We start from the raw sequence: 18,509 nt of genomic DNA, 5'->3' as shown, positions 1-18,509 counted from the left end.
CCGTTCTCGACTCTAGGGCCGCTTCCCACCCCAGGGTCAACACCACACCACAGATCCTGCTTTTTTATGAAGATCAACAAGGGTGGAGTGCGGCTGTCCGGGTGCGGGGAGCCCCGTTCTACGTCTCCGCGGCGGCAGCGGGGCGGGGCAGGGTGCCGCCCACCTCCTCACGCACCGCGTCGACCACGGCCCACTGTTCGGTGCTGAGCACCGCGAGCGCGGCCGGGAAGACGCCGTCCTGCTCCTTGAGGATGTGGTCGCGCAGCAGCTCCATCGCCGCCATCAGCCGGTCCGGCCAGGCCGGGTCGCCCGGGACGGCTCCGTCGGCGGCCTGTTCCAGCACCGCGTCGACCTGCCGGTGCTCCGCCTCCAGTGCGGCGATCTGGTCGGGGAAGTCCTCGGCCATGGCGGGGAACAGGCCGCCCTCCTCCACCCGGGTGTGCGGGCCGAGCACGGCCGCTATCTCCCGGGCCGCCTGTGCCATCCGGACCACGTCACCGGCCTCGTGGGCGGGGCGCAGGTGACTGATCAGGCGGACGACCTCGTCGTGTTCACGGGTCAGTTCGTCGATCGACGCCAGGGACTGGCAGCCGCAGTACTCGCACACCGGACCTTCTCCTTTCCTCTTCGCTTTCTCTTCGCTTCCTCTTCGTTCCTTCTTCTTACGCGGTGCTCCCGGCGGGGTGCCGGTCCTCGGTGTCCCGCCCGGCCCTCTCGGCCGCGGCGCGGACACCGGTGAGGGTGTAGGCCAGCGCTGCGGCGGACACCATCGCGAGCAGCACCAGACCGAAGGCGTACGACCCGTACACCCCGTACAGCGTGCCCATCACCAGCGGCGGCAGGAACCCTCCCAGGCCGCCCGCGGCGCCGACCACACCGGTGACCGAGCCGACCTGGTCGGCCGGGGTCAGCCGCGCCACCAGCGCGAAGGTCGCCCCGCTGCCCGCGCCGAGCGCGGCCGCCATGGCGAGGAAAGCGATGGTCCCCACCGGCGCCAGCGCCGGGGTGAACGACTGCGCGAGCGCGCCGGCCACGACCACGGCCAGTGAGCCGGCCAGGACCCGGACCGGGTCCAGCCGGTCGGACAGCCAGCCGCCGACGGGACGCATCGCCACCGCGAGCAGCACGAATCCGGCCATGCGGTTGGCGGCGTCGGCCTGGGTGAGGTCGTAGCCGGTCCTGAGGTAGGTGGGCAGGTAGACGGAGAAGGCGACGTAGCCGCCGAAGGCGACGGCGTAGAGCGCGGACGCCTGCCAGGTGATGCCCAGCTTCATGGTGGCGGCCAGCCGCCGGCCCAGCGGCAGGCTCGGTACGGTGCGGCCCGGTGCGTCGCGCAGCACCAGCGCGGCGACCAGGGCGTACACGGCCAGCACCACGGCGGTGATCAGGAACGGGGTCTCCATGCCGTTCGCGTCGACCAGGGAGACCGTGGTCAGGGCGCTGATGGCGGTGCCGCCCATGCCGGCGCCGAAGACGCCGATGGCCAGTCCGCGCCGCTCGGGCGGGAACCAGGCGTTGACGAAGGGCACGCCGACGGCGAAGGCGGTGCCGCCGATGCCGAGGAAGAACCCGCCGACGAGCAGTGCGGTGAGGGAGGAGTGCCCGGCCAGGCCCAGGTAGAGGACCGGCACGATCGTGGCCGCCGACACGATCGGGAACATCAGGCGCCCGCCGAACCGGTCGGTCAGCGCACCGACCGGGATACGGCCCAGGGAGCCGACCACGACGGGGACCGCGACCAGCAGCGACTGTTCGAACGAGGTCAGGTCCAGGGTGTCGTGGAAGCGTGGACCGAGCGGGCTGAGCAGTGCCCACGCCCAGAAGTTCACGGCGAAGCCGATGGTGGCCAGAGCCAGCATCAGCCACGCCGGGCCGGGCACCCCGGCGCCCGACGGCGGGCTGCCGTTCTTGGACTTCGGCGACTGGACCATGCTGTGTCCGTCCCTTCCTCTTCCGTGGGTGCCGCGGCACCGGGACCGTGCGGAGACCGTGGGCCCCTTGCCCGCAGACCGAAGCCCCGTGACCACTGTCCGGTTCCGGGGTCTTCCCTCCGCAGGGGCCATGGGTCCCTGACACCGGGCGGACCGGTCCCCGGGGCGGGGTCCGGTCGTCCCACCGGCCGGCTTTGTTCCCCTCGGTTCCCGGAGGGCCGAATCGTGAAACAACGGCCCCGAGCGGTGGTGACGGCCTGTCCCCTCGTCCCGGACGGTGGGCCGAACGTCCCCGTCCGGTCCCGGTGCCGGTCCCGGCTCGGCGGAGCGGTCACCGGTCCGGCCCAGGTCATGGGCCGGGGAGGGGGTGGGCCGACGCACGGGGAGTACGTCCGCCGCCGGCGCCGTACCCGAAGCGGATCAGCAGCTGCGGGCAGCACCGCCGCCTCGGTCCTGCCATGGCCGCCCGCAGGTCCGGCCACTCCATCGCCTGGTGCAGCATTGAGGTGCGCACCCCGTGCCGGGTGGCCGTCAGCAGCACGCGCTCCAGGGCCTGCCCTGCCCTCAGCCAGTCCTCCGGCCGGTCGTAGGGGGTCCACAACAGGGCCACCTGCGCGTGGCGCTCGAACCGTACGGCCGGCAGCCGCGGCACGCGCAGCACGCCGTCGAAGTCCCGGACCGGCATCCGGCCGGCCGCGTCCCGCGGCCCCAGGGCGCTGAGGGGGATGCCGTAGGGGGCACTCTCCTCCCGAGGCGTGATCCAGGTGCGCATCTCGCCGGCGCTCGCCGGGTCGGCGGCGTTGCGGGACTCGGCGGCCGCCGTCAGGTGCAGCAGGCGCCGGGTGCCGATGATGTCGGGGACGTCCAGGTGGGCCTGCTCGACGCGGGCCGCGCTGATCATCTCGGTCGCGATCGGCTCCGGTACCGGGCGGCCGGTGAACGGCATCCTGCTGGTGTGCCGGCGTTCGACCGCCTCGTACAGTCCGGCCAGGGGCAGCTGCCCGGCCGTGGTGGTCCCGACCAGTTGCACCGTGGCCAGCAGGTCCGGATCGTCCGCGGCGGGGAGCAGCCGGACGACGGGAACCCAGCCCAGACGTTCCGCGGCCACCCGGAGGTTGAAGACGGCCGCGCCCACCGATATGTGCTGGGCGCGCAACTGGGGATCGGCGGCCGGCAGCTTCCGCCGGCGGTCGACCCTGACCTGGATCGTCCTGCTGTCCGGGTCCAGGCCGAACCGCCAGGGCTGGGTGTTGTGGATCGACGGGGCCGCGACCGCCGCGGCCAGCAGGTCATGAACGGCGGTGGCATCCAGTTCCCGGGTCTGCGTCACGGCACGGCTCCTTCGCAACGGCTCCTCGCGGAGTGTCCCCTCCGCTCCGTCAACTCTGCGCCGTGGTCCCGCTCCGGCAGGAGGGTTGACCGGCCCCACCCCGCGGGCCATGTGGCCCGGTTCTCGTGAGGGGTCGGGTGGCCGGCAGGGCGGTGGCGAGCAGGACGGCCCCCAGAGAGCCGACCAGGGCGACGACCGTCAGTCCGGGCCGCCTCCGTACGGCCCTTGGAATGGGCGATCCCATGGCCCGCCGCGGCGAGCAACACCACGGCGAACGGGGCGAGCTTGGCCACGAGGGTGCGACCGTTGCCGGGCCCGGCGAGGGATTCCCAGGTGACGCCCCGGTGCCGGGCCATGGCCCATCCGGTGGCCGGCTGCACGGGCAGGAAGACCGTGCCGGTGAGCATCCCGAAGCGGCGGACGGCCGCGGCGGTGAAACGGTCCTCGGCCTCCGGGGCGAGCAGCCGCCGGGCCGGCGGCAGGATCACCAGCGACAGGGCCGGCGGCCCGCCGACCCACAGGGCGGCGCCCGCCACATGCGCGAACCGCACCAGGAACCACCGGCCGACGGTGTCCACCACCCGATCACCTCCACGGTGCCGTGCGCGCCCGCTTCGGCGTGCCGCTGGGCAGGGGTGTCGGTGACCTCCAGCCGCAGTGCGGTGCCCGCGGCGGCGCTCACCGTGCGGCCCTCCCCGGAGTACCGGCGCGGTCTCGGGGACGGTCGATGCGGTCGGGCACGGGACACCTCCGGTTCGGTCGCCGTCAGCATCCACCCGGCGCCGTGGCCGGGGCAGCGGCCGATGGTCTTCTCCGGCAGGGCCGTTGGTCCCCGTCAGGGGTGGGCACGAAGGGTCGGAAGGTCTGCCGGTGGGGGCCGCCGGACCCAGGTGCGCGGAGATCATCGCCGCCTAGCGTTCCTGACCATGGAGAACGATCAGAACGCAGGACCGCGGGAGTCACGTACCGCCCGTGACTGGCCTCTTTCGGCCCGTCGGCTGCTGACGCGCCGTGAGGTGTCGGCCGACGGCCGTGCCGTGTTCGGCGGGGGCGATCCCCGGTGGGAGGGTTTCTACCGGGACCGCTGGTCGCACGACAAGGTGGTGCGCTCCACCCACGGGGTGAACTGCACCGGCTCGTGCTCGTGGATGGTGTACGTCAAGGACGGCATCATCACCTGGGAGCACCAGGCCACCGACTACCCGTCGATCGGCACGGACTGCCCCGAGTACGAGCCCCGCGGCTGCCCGCGCGGGGCGTCGTTCTCCTGGTACACCTACTCCCCCGGCCGGGTGCGCTACCCGTATGTGCGCGGCACGCTGCTGAAGATGTGGCGCGAGGCCCGGGGGCGGCTCGGTGACCCGGTGGCGGCGTGGGCGGAGATCACCGGCGATCCGGCGAAGGCGCGCGCCTACAAACGGGCGCGCGGCAAGGGCGGGCTGGTGCGGGCCGACTGGGATGAGGTGGCCGAACTGGTCGCCGCCGCCCATGTGCACACCGTCAAACAGCACGGTCCGGACCGGGTGGTCGGCTTCTCGCCGATCCCGGCGATGTCGATGGCCTCGTTCGCGGCCGGCTCCCGCTTCATGTCGCTGATCGGCGGCACCCTGCTGTCGTTCTACGACTGGTACGCGGACCTCCCGGTGGCGTCCCCTCAGGTCTTCGGCGACCAGACCGACGTGCCGGAGGCCGCGGACTGGTGGAACGCCGGCTATCTGATCATGTGGGGCTCCAACATCCCCGTCACCCGCACGCCCGACGCCCACTTCCTGACCGAGACCCGCTACAACGGCACCAAGGTCGTCGCCGTCAGCCCGGACTACGCCGACAACGTCAAGCACGCCGACGAGTGGGTGTCCCCGCACCCGGGCACCGACGGCGCGCTGGCCATGGCGATGGGGCACGTGATCCTGCGCGAGTTCCTCGTCGACCGTGAAGTGCCGTACTTCCAGGACTACTTACGCAAGTTCACCGACGCGCCTTTCCTGGTGACGCTGCGGGAGCGCGGCGCGGACCTGGTGCCCGACGGCTTCCTGACCGCCGCCGACCTGGGACGCGACGACGAGAACGCACACTCCAAGACGGTCCTGCTGGACTCCGCCACGGGCGAGCCCGTCGTCCCGAACGGCTCCCTGGGCTTCCGCTGGGCGAAGTCCGGCGCGGGCAGCTGGAACCTCGACCTCGGCGACGTCGTACCCGAACTGAGCCTGCTGGAGCGGGCCGGGGAGCGGGCCACGGTGGCGCTGCCCCGCTTCGACGAGGGTCCCACCGAAGGCGGTTCGAGCATGGTGCGCGGGGTGCCGGTCCACCGGATCGGCGGACGCCTGGTCACCACCGTCTTCGACCTGATGCTGGCCCAGTACGGTGTCGAGCGGCCGGGGCTGCCCGGCGACTGGCCGTCCTCGTACGACGACGCCTCGCAGCCCTGCACCCCCGCCTGGCAGGAGACGGTCACCTCGGTGCCCGCCGGGCAGGCGGCCCGGATCGCCCGGGAGTTCGCCCGCAATGCGGAGCGCACCAACGGCCGTTCCATGATCGCGTTGGGGGCCGGCACCAACCACTGGTTCCACTCCGACACCATCTACCGCGCGTTCCTGGCGCTGACCACGATGACCGGCTGCCAGGGCGTCAACGGCGGCGGCTGGGCGCACTACGTCGGCCAGGAGAAGGTCCGCCCCCTCACCGGCTTCCAGCACCTCGCCTTCGCCTTCGACTGGCAGCGGCCCACCCGGCACATGACGGGCACCTCGTACTGGTACCTCAACTCCGACCAGTGGCGCTACGAGGCCTTCGGGGCCGACGAGTTGACCTCCCCGCTGGGCAAGGGCAAGCTCCGGGGCAAGACGTTCGCCGACTGCCTGGCACAGGCCGTGCGGCTGGGCTGGACGCCCGGTCACCCCGGCTTCGACCGCAACCCCCTCGACCTGGCGGACGAGGCCGCGGCGCGGGGCCGCCCGGTCGCCGAGCACATCGTGGACGAACTCAAGTCGGGACGGCTGAGGTTCGCCGCCGAGGACCCGGACGCGCCCGAGAACTTCCCACGGGTGCTGACGGTGTGGCGGGCCAACCTGCTGGGCTCCTCCGGCAAGGGCAACGAGTACTTCCTGCGGCATCTACTGGGCGCGGAAGCGGCCGTCCGCTCCGAGGAGACCCCGCCCGAGGGACGCCCGCGGGAGGTGGTCTGGCACGACGAGGCGCCCGAGGGCAAACTCGACCTGCTGGTCACCATGGACTTCCGGATGACCTCCACCGGCCTGCTCTCCGACGTTGTCCTGCCGGCCGCGACCTGGTACGAGAAGGACGACCTGTCCAGCACGGACATGCACCCCTTCGTGCACGCCTTCACCCCGGCCATCGCCCCGCCCTGGCAGGCGCGCACCGACTACGACACCTTCCTCACCATCGCCGACCGGTTCAGCGAACTGGCCGCCGAGCACCTGGGCAGGCGGACCGACGTCCTCGCGGTGCCGCTGCTGCACGACACCCCCGACGAACTCGCCCAGCCCGGAGGGGTGGTGAAGGACTGGAAAACCGGCGAGTGCGAGCCGGTCCCGGGGCGCACCATGCCGAAACTGGTGGTCGTCGAGCGGGACTACGCGGCCACCGGGCAGAAGATGCGGGCCATCGGCCCGCTGCTCGACACCCTGGGCACCACCACCAAGGGCGTCACCGTCCACCCCGACCGGGAGATCGAGGACCTGCGCCACCGCTGCGGCACCGTCCGCGACGGAGTGGGCGCCGGCCGGCCCTCGCTGGCCACCGCCTCCGACATGTGCGAGGCGATCCTGGCCCTGTCCGGCACCACCAACGGTCGCCTGGCCACCGAGGGCTTCCGCGAACTCGAGCGGCAGACCGGCAGCGAGGGCCTGGTGGAGCTCGCCTCCGAACGCGAGGCCGAGCGGATCACCTTCGCCGACACCCGCAGCCGGCCGCGCTCGGTGATGACCTCCTACGAGTGGTCGGGCTCGGAGACCGGCGGGCGCCGCTACTCCCCGTTCGTCATCAACACCGAGCACAGGAAGCCGTGGCACACCCTCACCGGCCGCCAGCACTTCTTCGTCCAGCACGACTGGATGACCGAACTCGGTGAACAGCTCCCCGTCTACCGCCCGCCGCTGAACACCCCGCGGCACTACGGCGACGAGCAACTGCGCGAGGACGGCCGGGCGGAGGTCACGGTCCGCTATCTGACCCCGCACTCGAAGTGGTCCATCCACTCCAACTACCAGGACAACAAGTACATGCTCGACCTGTCCCGCGGCGGTCCGGTCATCTGGATGTCCCTGGAGGACGCCGAGAAGATCGGCGTCAGGGACAACGAGTGGATCGAGGCGTACAACCGCAACGGCGTGGTCGCCTGCCGGGCCGTGGTCACCCACCGGATGCCCGAGGGGACCGTGTACATGTACCACGCCCAGGACCGCAATGTGAACGTGCCGAGGACCGAGGTCAGCGGCAAGCGCGGCGGCATGCACAACTCGCTGACGAGGCTGCTGCTCAAGCCGACCCATCTGGCCGGCGGCTACGCCCAGTTCACCTACGCCTTCAACTACTACGGCCCGACCGGCAACCAACGGGACGAGGTCACCGTCATCCGCCGCCGCAGCCAGCAAGTGGAGTACTGACATGCCCCGTGGCGAAGCCACTGTCGGACGCGTGATGGCCCAGATCGCGATGGTGATGAACCTCGACAAGTGCATCGGCTGCCACACCTGCTCGGTCACCTGCAAGCAGACGTGGACCAACCGCACCGGTGTCGAGTACGCCTGGTTCAACAACGTCGAGACCAAGCCCGGTGTCGGCTACCCCCGCCGCTACGAGGACCAGGAGCAGTGGAAGGGCGGCTGGATGCTCGACAGGCGCGGCCGGCTGGTGCTGCGCTCCGGGGGCCGGGTCAAGCGGCTGCTGTCGCTGTTCTCCAACCCCGACCTGCCGTCCCTGGAGGACTACTACGAGCCGGTCACCTACGACTACGACAACCTCATCAGCGCCCCCGCCGGGCCCGACATGCCCGTGGCCCGGCCCCGCTCGGTGATCACCGGCAGGGCCACCGAGATCACCTGGGGCGCCAACTGGGAGGACGGCCTCGGCGGCGCCCCGGAGAACGCCGGCCGTGACCCCGACCTGTCGGGCGAGTGGGCCGAGAAGGTCAGGTTCGAGTTCGAGCAGACCTTCCTCTTCCACCTGCCCCGGCTGTGCGAGCACTGCCTCAACCCGGCCTGTGTGTCGGCCTGTCCGTCCGGCGCGATGTACAAGCGGGTCGAGGACGGCATCGTCCTGGTCGACCAGGACAAGTGCCGCGGCTGGCGGATGTGCGTGACGGCGTGCCCGTACAAGAAGGTGTACGTCAACCACGCCACCGGCAAGGCCGAGAAGTGCACCTTCTGCTTCCCCCGTGTCGAGGCCGGTCAGCCCACCGTCTGCTCCGAGACCTGCGTCGGCCGGCTGCGCTACCTCGGCCTGCTGCTGTACGACGCCGACCGGGTCGGTGAGGCGGCGGCCACGCCCGACGAGGAGGACCTGCTGGACGCCCAGCGGAACGTTTTCCTCGACCCCTCCGCCCCCGAGGTCGTCGCCGCGGCACGGGAGTCGGGCATCCCCGAGGACTGGCTGGAGGCGGCCCGCCGCTCCCCGGTGTACGCCCTGGTGTCGAAGTACAAGGTGGCGCTGCCGCTGCACCCGGAGTACCGCACGCTGCCGATGGTCTGGTACGTGCCGCCGCTCTCCCCGGTGCTCGACGCCGTCGACGCGGCCGGCGGCGACCAGGACGACCCGGACCACGTCTTCGCCGCCGTCACCCGGCTGCGCATCCCGCTGGAGTACCTGGCGGAGTTGTTCACCGCCGGGGACACCGACGTCGTCGGCGGGGTCCTGATGAAGCTCACCGCGCTCCGCTCGTACATGCGCGAGCGCACCCTGGGCGAGGAGGGCGACGAGGCCGTGGTCAAGGCCGTCGGCCTCACCGGGCAGGAGGCCGAGGACCTGCACCGGCTGCTCGCCGTCGCCAAGTACGAGGACCGCTACGTCGTCCCCGCCGCCCACAAGGAGGACGCCGCCGCGCTCACCGCCATGGAGAACCGCTGTCCCGTCGAGTCCTCCGGCGAGCCGGAGTCCTTCGACGGCCGGCGGGTGCTGCTCGGCATCCCCACCCTGCGCCGCAAGAACTCCGGAGACCTTTCGTGAACCCGCTGCCCGCCGGTGTCCCCGCCCAGGTCCGCGCCCGTGTCCGGGCCGCCGTGCGCCGCCCGGCCCGGACCTCCCCCGGCCGTCCGGTCCGGCTCACGCCCGAGGAGGCCGAGGCCCGCGCCCTGCTGCTGCGGCTGTGCTCACTGCTGCTGCAGTACCCGGACGCCGAACTCGCCGCCGCCCGGCCGGTCCTGACGTCCACCGTGGCCGCACTGCCGGCGTCGCCCGCCGCCGGGCACCTGGCCGACTTCACGGCCTGGCTCGCCGCCCGGGAACCGGAGGCCCTGGAGCGCCACTACGTCGAGATGTTCGACCTGCGCCGCAAGAGCAGTCTCCACCTCACCTACTACCTGCACGGCGACACCCGCCGCCGCGGAATGGCCCTGCTGACCCTGAACCAGCGCTACCAGGCGGCGGGGTGGGGTACCGACGGAGGTGAACTGCCCGACCACCTCCCGGTCGTGCTGGAGTTCGCCGCCCTTGTGGGCGCCGGCGCGGGCGAGGCGCCGCTGCGCCGGCACCGGCGCGGACTGGAGCTGATCCACCGGGCGTTGACCGATGCCGGCTCCCCGTACCGGCATGTGCTGGCGGCGCTGCTCACGCTGCTGCCGCCGCCCACCGAGGAGGACCGGGCAGCGGTGGCCCGACTGGCCGCCGAGGGCCCGCCGAACGAGGAGGTCGGGCTCACCCCCTACGGAATCCACGGGGAAGGGGAGTTCGCCCCTCCGGGCACCTTCGTGCCCCCGCCGCCCGCCGCACCGACCCGGGTTCCGCCCGGTGCCCCGCCGCTCACGCCGCCCGCCACCTTGCCGAGCCGTACGGAAGGCCGTCGATGAACGCCCTGTCCCTCACCGCCGCCGCTTCTTCCCCCGTGAGCGGCGCCGAGTTGCTGCTGTGGGTCGCCGTTCCGTACGTCTGCCTGGCCGTGTTCGTGGTCGGGCACGTGTGGCGTTACCGGCAGGACCAGTTCGGCTGGACCTCGCGCACCAGCCAGCTCCTGGAACACCGCTGGCTGCGTTGGGGCAGCCCGCTGTTCCACCTGGGCGCGTTCATGGTGATCGCCGGGCACGTGGTGGGGCTCGCCGTACCGGCCTCGTGGACCGAGGCCGTCGGCATCGACGAGCACACGTACCACGTCACGGCCGTCCGGGCGGGCTCGGTGGCCGGTGTCGCCATGGTCGCCGGGCTCGGCATGCTGTGCGCCCGGCGGCTGCTGAGCCGACGGGTCCGGCTCGGCACCGACCGCAGCGACAAGCTCCTCTTCCCGCTGCTGTCCGCCACGGTCCTGCTGGGCATCGCCGCCACCGCCGCACACAACGTCTTCGGCCCCGGTCACGACTACCGCTCCACCGTCTCCGTCTGGTTCCGGGGCCTGTTCACCCTCGCCCCGAAGCCCGAGGCGATCACCGGCGCCCCGCTGCTCTTCCGACTGCACGCCCTGACCGCCTGTCTGCTCTTCGCGGCCTGGCCGTTCACCCGCCTCGTCCATGTGTGGAGCGCGCCGGTCGGGTACCTCGTCCGGCCGTACCTGGTCTACCGGCGCAGGAACACGTCGACGGCGGCCGTGCGGAGCGCGTCCGACGGCGCCGGGCGGATTCGGCCGCACTCCGGCTCCCGGCCGGCCTCATGAGCACGAGCGCCCCCTCCCCCGCGGCGGATCCCGCCGCCGTCCGGCCCCCGCACACGGTGGGCGCCGACCGCCGGACGGGTCTGGTGCTGCTGGTCACCGGGCTCGTCGGCTGGCTCGCGTCCTTCCGGCTCACCGTGGACGCCTGGCGGTCGCTCAACGACCCGGCCCACCGGCCGGCGTGCGACATCAGCCCCGTGGTGAGCTGTGGCAGCGTCATGTCCAGCCCGCAGGGCAACCTGTTCGGCTTCCCCAACATGCTGCTCGGGCTGGGCGCGTTCGCCGCCGTCGCCGCGCTGGGCGTCGCCGCCCTCACCGGGGCCCGCCTCCACCGGGGGCTCTGGCTCGCGCTGGGCGCCGGGGCGCTGGCCGGGGTGGGCTTCGTCCACTGGCTGATCGTCCAGTCGCTGTACGAACTCGACAAGCTCTGCCCCTACTGCGTCGTGGTCTGGGCCGTCACCATCGCCCTCTTCTGGTACGTCACCGTGCACTGCCTGGACCGGGGGATCCTCCCTGCTCCCCGGTGGGTGCCGGCCGTGGTCCGGGACACCCACTGGCTGCTGCTCGGCGCCTGGTACGGCGTGATCGCCGTACTCGTCCTCACCCGTTTCCGGCCGTACTGGCGCACCCTGCTGTGAACCCCGCGGCCGGTCTGCCGGGTGCACGCTCCGTCGCCGGTCAGTACGGTGGCGTTCGGGTGTTCGACCTGGACGAGGTGACCCGGCCGTCAGCGGCACGGGTCACCGGGCGGTGGAGGCGGCATGGCCGACAAGAAGACGGTGAAGCTGTCCCGTGCGGTGTACGAGGGCGAGCTGCTGCGGCTGCAGACGGAACTGGTCAAGCTCCAGGAGTGGGTACGGGCGGAGAAAGCCCGGATGGTCGTCGTCTTCGAGGGGCGGGACGCGGCGGGCAAGGGCGGCACCATCAAACGGATATCGGAGCACCTCAACCCGCGCGTGGCGCGGATCGTGGCCCTGCCCAGACCGACCGAACGCCAGCGCGGCCAGTGGTACTTCCAGCGCTACGTCGAGCATCTGCCGGCCGCCGGCGAGATCGTTCTGTTCGACCGGTCCTGGTACAACCGTGCCGGCGTCGAACACGTCATGGGCTTCTGCACGGAGCAGGAGTACCGGCTCTTCCTCCGCCAGTGCCCGATCTTCGAGCGGATGCTGGTGGAGGACGGGATCCTGCTGCGCAAGTACTGGTTCTCGGTGAGCGACACCGAGCAGCAGGCCCGCTTCCGCAAGCGGCTGGAGGACCCGCTGCGACGCTGGAAGCTGTCTCCCATGGACCTGGAGTCGCTCACCCGCTGGGAGGCCTATTCCCAGGCCAAGGACACGATGCTGGTGCACACCGACATCGCCGAGGCGCCGTGGTACGTCGTGGAGAGCGACGACAAGCGCAGCGCGCGGCTGAACATGATCGCCCACCTGCTGGGCACCGTGCCCTACCAGGAGGTGGCGCCCCCGGTCATCGAGCTGCCGGAGCGCCCGCCCTCCACCGGGTACCAGCGCCCGCCACGCGACCTCCAGACCTACGTCCCCGACCACGCGGCGGGCCTTTGACCCGCCCCCGTCGACCGGGGACGGGTCTCCTTCGTGCATGATCGGTGCGGCCCCTCGACCTTCCGGGCGGGGAGGCGGCTCACCGATCGTGAAGGAGACGGCCTTGTCCATCTGGGAGGCACTGGCGGTCTTCGTCGCCGGGATCGGCGCCGGCACCATCAACACGATCGTCGGCTCGGGAACGTTGATCACCTTCCCGGTCCTGCTCGCCACCGGGCTGCCGCCGGTGACCGCCACCGTGTCCAACGCCCTCGGACTGATCCCCGGCTCCATCAGCGGCGCCATAGGTTACCGGAGGGAGCTCAGGGGCCAGCGCCGCCTCGTGCTGCGGCTGGGCGTCGCCGCGTCGGTCGGCGGGTTCACCGGAGCGGTGCTGCTGCTGTCCCTCCCCTCGACCGCCTTCGAGACGATCGTCCCCGTCCTCGTCGCGCTGGCGCTGGTCCTCGTGGTGCTGCAGCCCCGCATATCCGCCGTCGTGCAACGGCGCCGTGCGCGCACGGGCACCCTCACCAGGACCGACGGCGGTCCCGTCCTCTTCGGCGGGATCCTCCTCTCCAGTGTCTACGGCGGCTACTTCACGGCGGCCCAGGGGATCATCTACCTCTCCCTGATGGGCATGCTGCTCGATGACGCCCTGCAGCGTCTGAACGCCGTCAAGAACGTCCTCGCCGCCGTCGTCAACAGCATCGCGGCCCTGTTCTTCCTCTTCGTCGCCGAATACGACTGGACGGCCGTCCTCCTCATCGCCGTGGGCTCGGCCATCGGCGGGCAGATCGGTGCGAAGGTCGGGCGCCGACTGCCCGCACCCGCCCTGCGGGCCTTCATCGTCGTCGTCGGCGCCTTCGCCATCGTCCAGCTGCTCCTGCGCTGACCCCTTTGCCACCGGCGCCTTCGCCGGCCTCCCGCGCCCCTCCCGGGACCGCTGACCTCCTCAGTCGCATCCGTCGCACCCTCCGGGAGGGTGGGCGCCGGACGGGCGGCCTCGGCCTCGTTCGCCGGTGGGCGCACCGCGCTCCACCGCGGGCCGCGGGCGAAGCGGTGCCGTCCACGAGGTGTACGGCCCGGTGTCCGCCTTCCCGGGCAGCCCGGAGAAGGCGGCGGCGTCAGCCGGGGCAGCGCGGCCCGGCAGTCGCTCCGGCTCCGCGGCGACCGGGAGAGGCGATGGCTGAGCACCACCTGGACGGTGGCCGTGTCGGCGCCCTCCTCCAGGGTCCGACAGGCTTCCCGTACCGAGGGCTCACGGCGCTTCGCCCCCGCCGCGTCGTTCTGAGCGGCATCGAAGGGCACCGTGGTCCAAGGGGCCTGGGCGATCGAAAAGCGGTCCCGGGAATGACCCCTGCATGCTCTCTCCTCATGCGTCCCGGTTCCCGAACCGGGTGCCCGGAGGACGGCGGGAACGCGCGGCAGGCTCCGCCGGACCGCGCACAGCGGGTCCGAAGATTTAGGGTTCCCTTGGCCTGACCGGGCTGATTCCCGAACCTTTCCCTAGTGCACGACTCGCTAGCGTCCTGGTGCACACAGGGGAGACCGGCACCGCCGGGAACCGCGACGCAGTGCTGCGGTTCCTTGTGGCGGTCCGGGTCGCCCGGGTCTCGTTCCGAGGGAGGAACCGATGCGCAAGGCCAAGCTGATCGCCCTGGCCGGTGGCGGAGTGCTGCTGTCCGTGACCGTGGGGGCCGCCCTTGCTCCGGCGGGGCAGTCCGAGCAGGCGTCGAGCGGCGAGCAGGTGACCGTCCGTGCCGCGTCCGCCGGCTTCGAGATCGAGATCGACCCGGAGCTGGACGCGCGGTTCGGACCGCGGCCGGTCAACGCCGTCCAGGCCGCCGGGATCGTCACCGACAGCCGTCCCGGCGCCCGTGTGGTCAAGGTGGAGCTGGACGAGGAGGACGGCAGGGCCGTGTGGGAAGTGGAGGCCCGGGACCGTGGCGGGGAGATCGAGGCCCTCGTCGACGCCTTCACCGGCCGGATCGTCGGCCAGGACTCGGAGCCGTCGGAGGATCGGGCAGAGGACGACGAGAACGAGGACGAAAACGAGGACGACTGATTCGGTCACCCGCCCCGGCCTGACCCCGGCGCGACGCGTTCAGGCCGGGGCGGGCTCGTCGTCCGTGGCGGTGACGGCGGGAGGAGGGATTCCGCGACCGCCTGCACGGCGGGCGCCCGGCGGGGCAGGAGACCGGCCGGGACCGGGACGGCCGGGATCGGCGCGGGGCAGGCTGACCACGGCGTCCAGTCCTCCCTGGGATGCGGCACGCAGGGTGACGTGGCCGCCGCCGGCGTGGGCGAGGCGCTGGACCAGTGCCAGGCCGAGGCCCGTGCCGCCCTTGGGGGCGTCGGGAGCGCGCCAGAAACGGTCGAAGGCACGGAGGCGCTGCTCCTCCGTCAGGCCGGTTCCCTGGTCGATGACGTGCAGGTCCACGAACGATGTACGGCCGTCGGCAGCGGCGCGCCGGCGCTCGGACGCGCGGCGGCCGCGCAGGTGGATGGTCACGGTGCTGCCGGGCGGTGAGTGACGCAGCGCGTTGGAGAGCAGGTTGTCGAGGATCTGCTCGAGGGCGCCGGACAGGACGAGCACGGGCCCGGTGCGCTCGCCGGTGAGGGCCAGCAGCACATTCCGCTGTTCGAAGACCGGGGCCCACGTCTGGTGCCGTTCGGCGCAGACGCGTTGCGGATCGACCACGTCCCGGGTGGCGGACTTCTCCTCCAGGCCGGCCATCGTGAGCAGGCCCTCCACCAGACGCGCCAGGCGGTCGGTCTCGGTGAGCGCCGCGGTCAGGGACGCCCGGCCGGAGGGCGCGACGGCCGGCTCGAGGTTGTCCAGGCGCAGCCGCAGGGCGGCGAGCGGGGTCTTGAGCTGGTGAGAGGCTTCGCCGGCGAACGCACGCTGGGAGGCCATGAGGTGTTCCAGACGGGCGGCGGTCTGGTTGAAGGTGGCGGCCAGACTGCGTATCTCCGGTGGCCCGTCGGTCACGGCGACCGGCCCGGGCAGACTGCCGTCGGCGAGGCGGACGGTGGCCCGCTGCAGTTCGCGGATGGGGCGTGCGGCCCACCGGGCCACGGCGAACGCGAACCCGGCCACGACGGCCAGCACGGTGAGCCCGGCCAGGGCGAGCAGCAGCCACACCTGGTGGACGCGGCCGTGCACGGTGCCGGTGGGTACGGAGATGCGGACGGCGGCGTCGGGCGGGGTGGCATGACCGACGGGCGCGGCGACGGACAGGTACTGCACGCCGCCCATCCCGGAGGTGCGCACGTCGGCGGAACCGGTGCCGTTCAGGGCCGCGGCGACGTCCGGCCGCCCCAGCAGCTCACGCGCCTCCTGCTCGGACAGGGGGTGGGAGGCGGCGATGAGGCTGCCGGAGCGGCTGATCACGGCGATCCGGCCGCCGATGCGCTCGGCGCACTCCGTCACGCGTCGGGGCAGGTCCTGCTCCTCCCGACCGGAAGCCAGGGACAGTTCGGCGAAGGCCGACAACGAAGCCGCTTCCTCACGGGCAGCGTTGATCATGCGGTCCCGCTCGGCGCGGGAGTACACGAAACCCAGGGGGATTTCCAGGCAGAGCAGTACCAGGGCGGCGATGCTCAGGTAGGTGAGCAGCAGACGGCGGGTCACGGAGAGGCGCCCTCGAAGGCACCCGCGTGCCCCCGCGAGCGTCCGGTCGGCCCGGGGGGAGGCGCCTGCACCGCGAGCCGGAACCCCACACCGCGCAACGTCTGGATCCAGCCCGGGGGGCCCAGTTTCCGGCGCAGCGTGGCCACGTGGACGTCGAGTGTCTTGGTGGCGCCCTCGTAGTAGGGGTCCCAGACGTGTTCGAGGATCTGGCGGCGCGAGCAGACCGCCCCGGGGTCCTCACACAGCAGCGCCAGCAGCTCGAACTCCTTCGGGGTCAGCGCGACCTGCGACCGGTCCACCCACACCTGCCGCGTACGGCGGTCGACCACCAGCGTGCCGGGGACGTCCCCGGCTGCGGGAGGGGTTTCGGCCGCCGCTGTCGGGCCGGGGGGCCCTGAGACGGAGCAGCCGTGGGCCGGGGCGGCCCCGGCCGTGGTTCCCGGCGTGGTTCCGGTGCGGCGGGAGACGGCGCGGATGCGGGCGACCAGCTCCCGAAGGCTGAACGGTTTCGCCAGATAGTCGTCCGCGCCCAGCTCCAGACCGAGCACCTTGTCGCTCTCCGTGCCGCGTGCGGTGAGAATGATGACGGGAACGTCCGAGACCTGCCGGATCCCACGGCAGACGTCGATGCCGTCCATGTCCGGCAGCCCCAGGTCGAGCAGGACGACATCCCCGAAAGGGTCCGGATCCCCGAACGGCCCCGAGAGCCCCTCCGCGCCCGTGGCGACCCAGGTGACCGACAGTCCGTAGTTCCGCAGCCCCTCCATCAACGGCTCGGCGATCGTCTCGTCGTCTTCGATGAGCAGCGCCTGCATCCCCATGCGTCTTGTCCCTCTGTGCATCCCCACACGACCTTGCGGAGTCGCCCGGCACCGCGCCCCTTCGTCCGGGTGGCTGCTTTCCGTCGGCCACTCGCACGGCGGGCCCGGGCGTCGGGCGACGTTTCCACCGTCACGTACGCACCGCGGGGGCTCCGCGTTCAGGGGCCTCCGGTCGTCGATCGGGTGCCTCGCCCCCTGGCGGTGCGAGGCTGGGGTCGTTCGTCACCCACTTCGTCGAAGGGAAGTCTCCGTGAGCAGCAGGACGATGCCGGCCGCGTTCCTCGGACACGGCAACCCGATGAACGCGCTCGAGCGCAACCGCTACACCGAGGCGTGGCGGCTGTTCGGTGCGTCCGTACCGCGCCCACGGGCGATCCTGGTGATCTCCGCGCACTGGTACACCAACGCGACCGCGGTCACCGCGATGCCGCGGCCCCGCACGATCCACGACTTCTACGGGTTCCCGCAGGAGCTGTTCGACGTGCAGTACCCGGCGCCGGGCGCACCCGACGTCGCGGAGCTGGTGGCCGACGTGGTGAAGCCGACCTGGGTGGGACAGGACATCGACAGCTGGGGAATCGACCACGGCACGTGGTCGGTGCTGATGCACGCCTTCCCCGACGCGTCGATCCCGGTGGTCCAGTTGTCCCTGAACGCCTTCAAGGACTTCGACCACCACATGCGGCTGGGCCGCAGGCTCGCCCCGCTGCGGGAGGAGGGCGTGCTGATCATCGGGAGCGGGAACATCGTGCACAATCTCCGGGCGGTCGACTTCCGGCAACCGGACCGCGGGTACGACTGGGCACTCCGCTTCGACGACGTGGCGCGGGAGGCCCTCCAGACGGACCCGACCGGGGTGGCGGCGCTCGACGCCCACGCCGACTTCGGCCAGGCGGTGCCGACGCCGGACCACTACTTGCCGCTCCTGTACATCGCCGGCCTGGCCGACACCCAGCCGCTCGACCTGCTGGTCGACGGCCACGCCGCCGGCTCGATCTCCATGGCGGCGTACACCCTGGGGCTGGACCGCGACCTGTCGGGCACGCTGGGCGACGAGCCTGCCGCCGGCCTTCCGGACGGCTTCCCGGCGCTCGACTCCAACCTCTGAGCAGCCACGACACCGGGGCAGGTCACCATGACTGCTGCTCATGCTCATGATCAGCGGTCCCGACCGGCGACGACGGGCGTGCGCGCTGCGGACGCCCGGAACCGAGACGTTCTCCTCTTGACCTGCGTCAAGGGTCGACCACCCCGGCCGGCGTGGTTTCCCGTGTTGCCGGGGAGCCCCCCGGGGGTGACGGTGGAGAGGAGCCGGCGAAGGGGGGGCGAGGGAGGGAGCAGGCATGCGAGGGCTCGTCTACCACGGCCCGGCACAGACCTCCTGGGACACGGTGCCGGACCCCGTGATCGAGGCCGACACCGACGCGGTCGTCCGC

The 18,509-nt window shown here is 72.2% G+C and carries 15 protein-coding genes; 9 read left to right on the top strand and 6 right to left on the bottom strand.

Annotation, left to right across the window (positions count from 1 at the left end; translation table 11 throughout):
- Window positions 1-118 precede the first annotated feature (118 nt).
- The 4 genes from ACWEQO_RS21385 to ACWEQO_RS21370 form a co-directional block, all read right to left on the bottom strand.
- Complete coding sequence (locus tag ACWEQO_RS21385; RefSeq protein ID WP_452984830.1) at window positions 119-607, bottom strand: hemerythrin domain-containing protein; 489 nt, start codon at window positions 605-607, stop codon at window positions 119-121.
- A 55-nt stretch (window positions 608-662) separates the two neighbouring features.
- A complete protein-coding gene (locus ACWEQO_RS21380; RefSeq protein WP_452984829.1) occupies window positions 663-1,931 on the bottom strand; it encodes a nitrate/nitrite transporter in 1,269 nt (422 codons plus the stop codon).
- Window positions 1,932-2,280: 349 nt separating this feature from the next.
- Entirely contained in the window at window positions 2,281-3,261 is a 981-nt protein-coding gene (locus tag ACWEQO_RS21375; RefSeq protein WP_452984828.1) for an Acg family FMN-binding oxidoreductase, read from the bottom strand.
- Entirely contained in the window at window positions 3,258-3,842 is a 585-nt protein-coding gene (locus ACWEQO_RS21370; protein WP_452984827.1) for a hypothetical protein, read from the bottom strand. The genes ACWEQO_RS21375 and ACWEQO_RS21370 overlap by 4 nt, the downstream gene beginning before the upstream one ends.
- 345 nt (window positions 3,843-4,187) lie before the next feature.
- On the opposite strand from ACWEQO_RS21370, the gene ACWEQO_RS21365 reads away from it, so the two are divergent.
- The 8 genes from ACWEQO_RS21365 (at window position 4,188) to ACWEQO_RS21330 (ending at window position 14,683) form a co-directional block, all read left to right on the top strand.
- Entirely contained in the window at window positions 4,188-7,886 is a 3,699-nt protein-coding gene (locus ACWEQO_RS21365; protein ID WP_452984826.1) for a nitrate reductase subunit alpha, read from the top strand.
- Window position 7,887: 1 nt separating this feature from the next.
- A complete protein-coding gene (gene narH / locus ACWEQO_RS21360; RefSeq protein WP_452984825.1) occupies window positions 7,888-9,444 on the top strand; it encodes a nitrate reductase subunit beta in 1,557 nt (518 codons plus the stop codon).
- Window positions 9,441-10,283, top strand: a complete 843-nt coding sequence (narJ, locus tag ACWEQO_RS21355) for a nitrate reductase molybdenum cofactor assembly chaperone (protein ID WP_452984824.1) — start codon at window positions 9,441-9,443, stop codon at window positions 10,281-10,283. Before narH ends, narJ begins: the two co-directional genes overlap by 4 nt.
- Window positions 10,280-11,077, top strand: coding sequence for a respiratory nitrate reductase subunit gamma (gene narI, locus ACWEQO_RS21350; RefSeq protein WP_452984823.1), 798 nt, complete (start codon window positions 10,280-10,282; stop codon window positions 11,075-11,077). The genes narJ and narI overlap by 4 nt, the downstream gene beginning before the upstream one ends.
- Entirely contained in the window at window positions 11,074-11,712 is a 639-nt protein-coding gene (locus ACWEQO_RS21345) for a vitamin K epoxide reductase family protein (protein ID WP_361457092.1), read from the top strand. The genes narI and ACWEQO_RS21345 overlap by 4 nt, the downstream gene beginning before the upstream one ends.
- Window positions 11,713-11,835: 123 nt before the next feature.
- Window positions 11,836-12,639, top strand: a complete 804-nt coding sequence (gene ppk2 / locus ACWEQO_RS21340; RefSeq protein WP_361457095.1) for a polyphosphate kinase 2 — start codon at window positions 11,836-11,838, stop codon at window positions 12,637-12,639.
- 103 nt (window positions 12,640-12,742) lie between these two features.
- Window positions 12,743-13,510 carry a sulfite exporter TauE/SafE family protein gene (locus ACWEQO_RS21335; RefSeq protein WP_361457098.1) on the top strand — a complete coding sequence of 256 codons (768 nt, stop codon included), beginning with the start codon at window positions 12,743-12,745 and terminating at the stop codon, window positions 13,508-13,510.
- A 741-nt stretch (window positions 13,511-14,251) separates the two neighbouring features.
- A complete protein-coding gene (locus ACWEQO_RS21330) occupies window positions 14,252-14,683 on the top strand; it encodes a PepSY domain-containing protein (RefSeq protein WP_452984822.1) in 432 nt (143 codons plus the stop codon).
- Between the two features lie 39 nt (window positions 14,684-14,722).
- Here ACWEQO_RS21330 and ACWEQO_RS21325 read toward each other — a convergent pair whose 3' ends face one another.
- Together ACWEQO_RS21325 and ACWEQO_RS21320 are read right to left on the bottom strand one after the other, a co-directional pair.
- Window positions 14,723-16,252 carry a sensor histidine kinase gene (locus ACWEQO_RS21325; RefSeq protein ID WP_452984821.1) on the bottom strand — a complete coding sequence of 510 codons (1,530 nt, stop codon included), beginning with the start codon at window positions 16,250-16,252 and terminating at the stop codon, window positions 14,723-14,725.
- The gene (locus ACWEQO_RS21320) at window positions 16,249-17,073 is read right to left on the bottom strand and encodes a response regulator transcription factor (RefSeq protein WP_452984820.1); all 825 of its coding nucleotides are present in this window, start codon (window positions 17,071-17,073) and stop codon (window positions 16,249-16,251) included. The genes ACWEQO_RS21325 and ACWEQO_RS21320 overlap by 4 nt, the downstream gene beginning before the upstream one ends.
- A gap of 250 nt (window positions 17,074-17,323) precedes the next feature.
- Between ACWEQO_RS21320 and ygiD the strand changes: the two genes are divergently transcribed.
- The gene (gene ygiD, locus ACWEQO_RS21315; RefSeq protein WP_361457110.1) at window positions 17,324-18,181 is read left to right on the top strand and encodes a 4,5-DOPA-extradiol-dioxygenase; all 858 of its coding nucleotides are present in this window, start codon (window positions 17,324-17,326) and stop codon (window positions 18,179-18,181) included.
- The last annotated feature ends 328 nt before the right edge of the window (window positions 18,182-18,509 follow it).

Source organism: Streptomyces sp. NPDC004051 (assembly GCF_053604275.1).
This window is presented reverse-complemented; position numbering and strand designations above follow the sequence as displayed.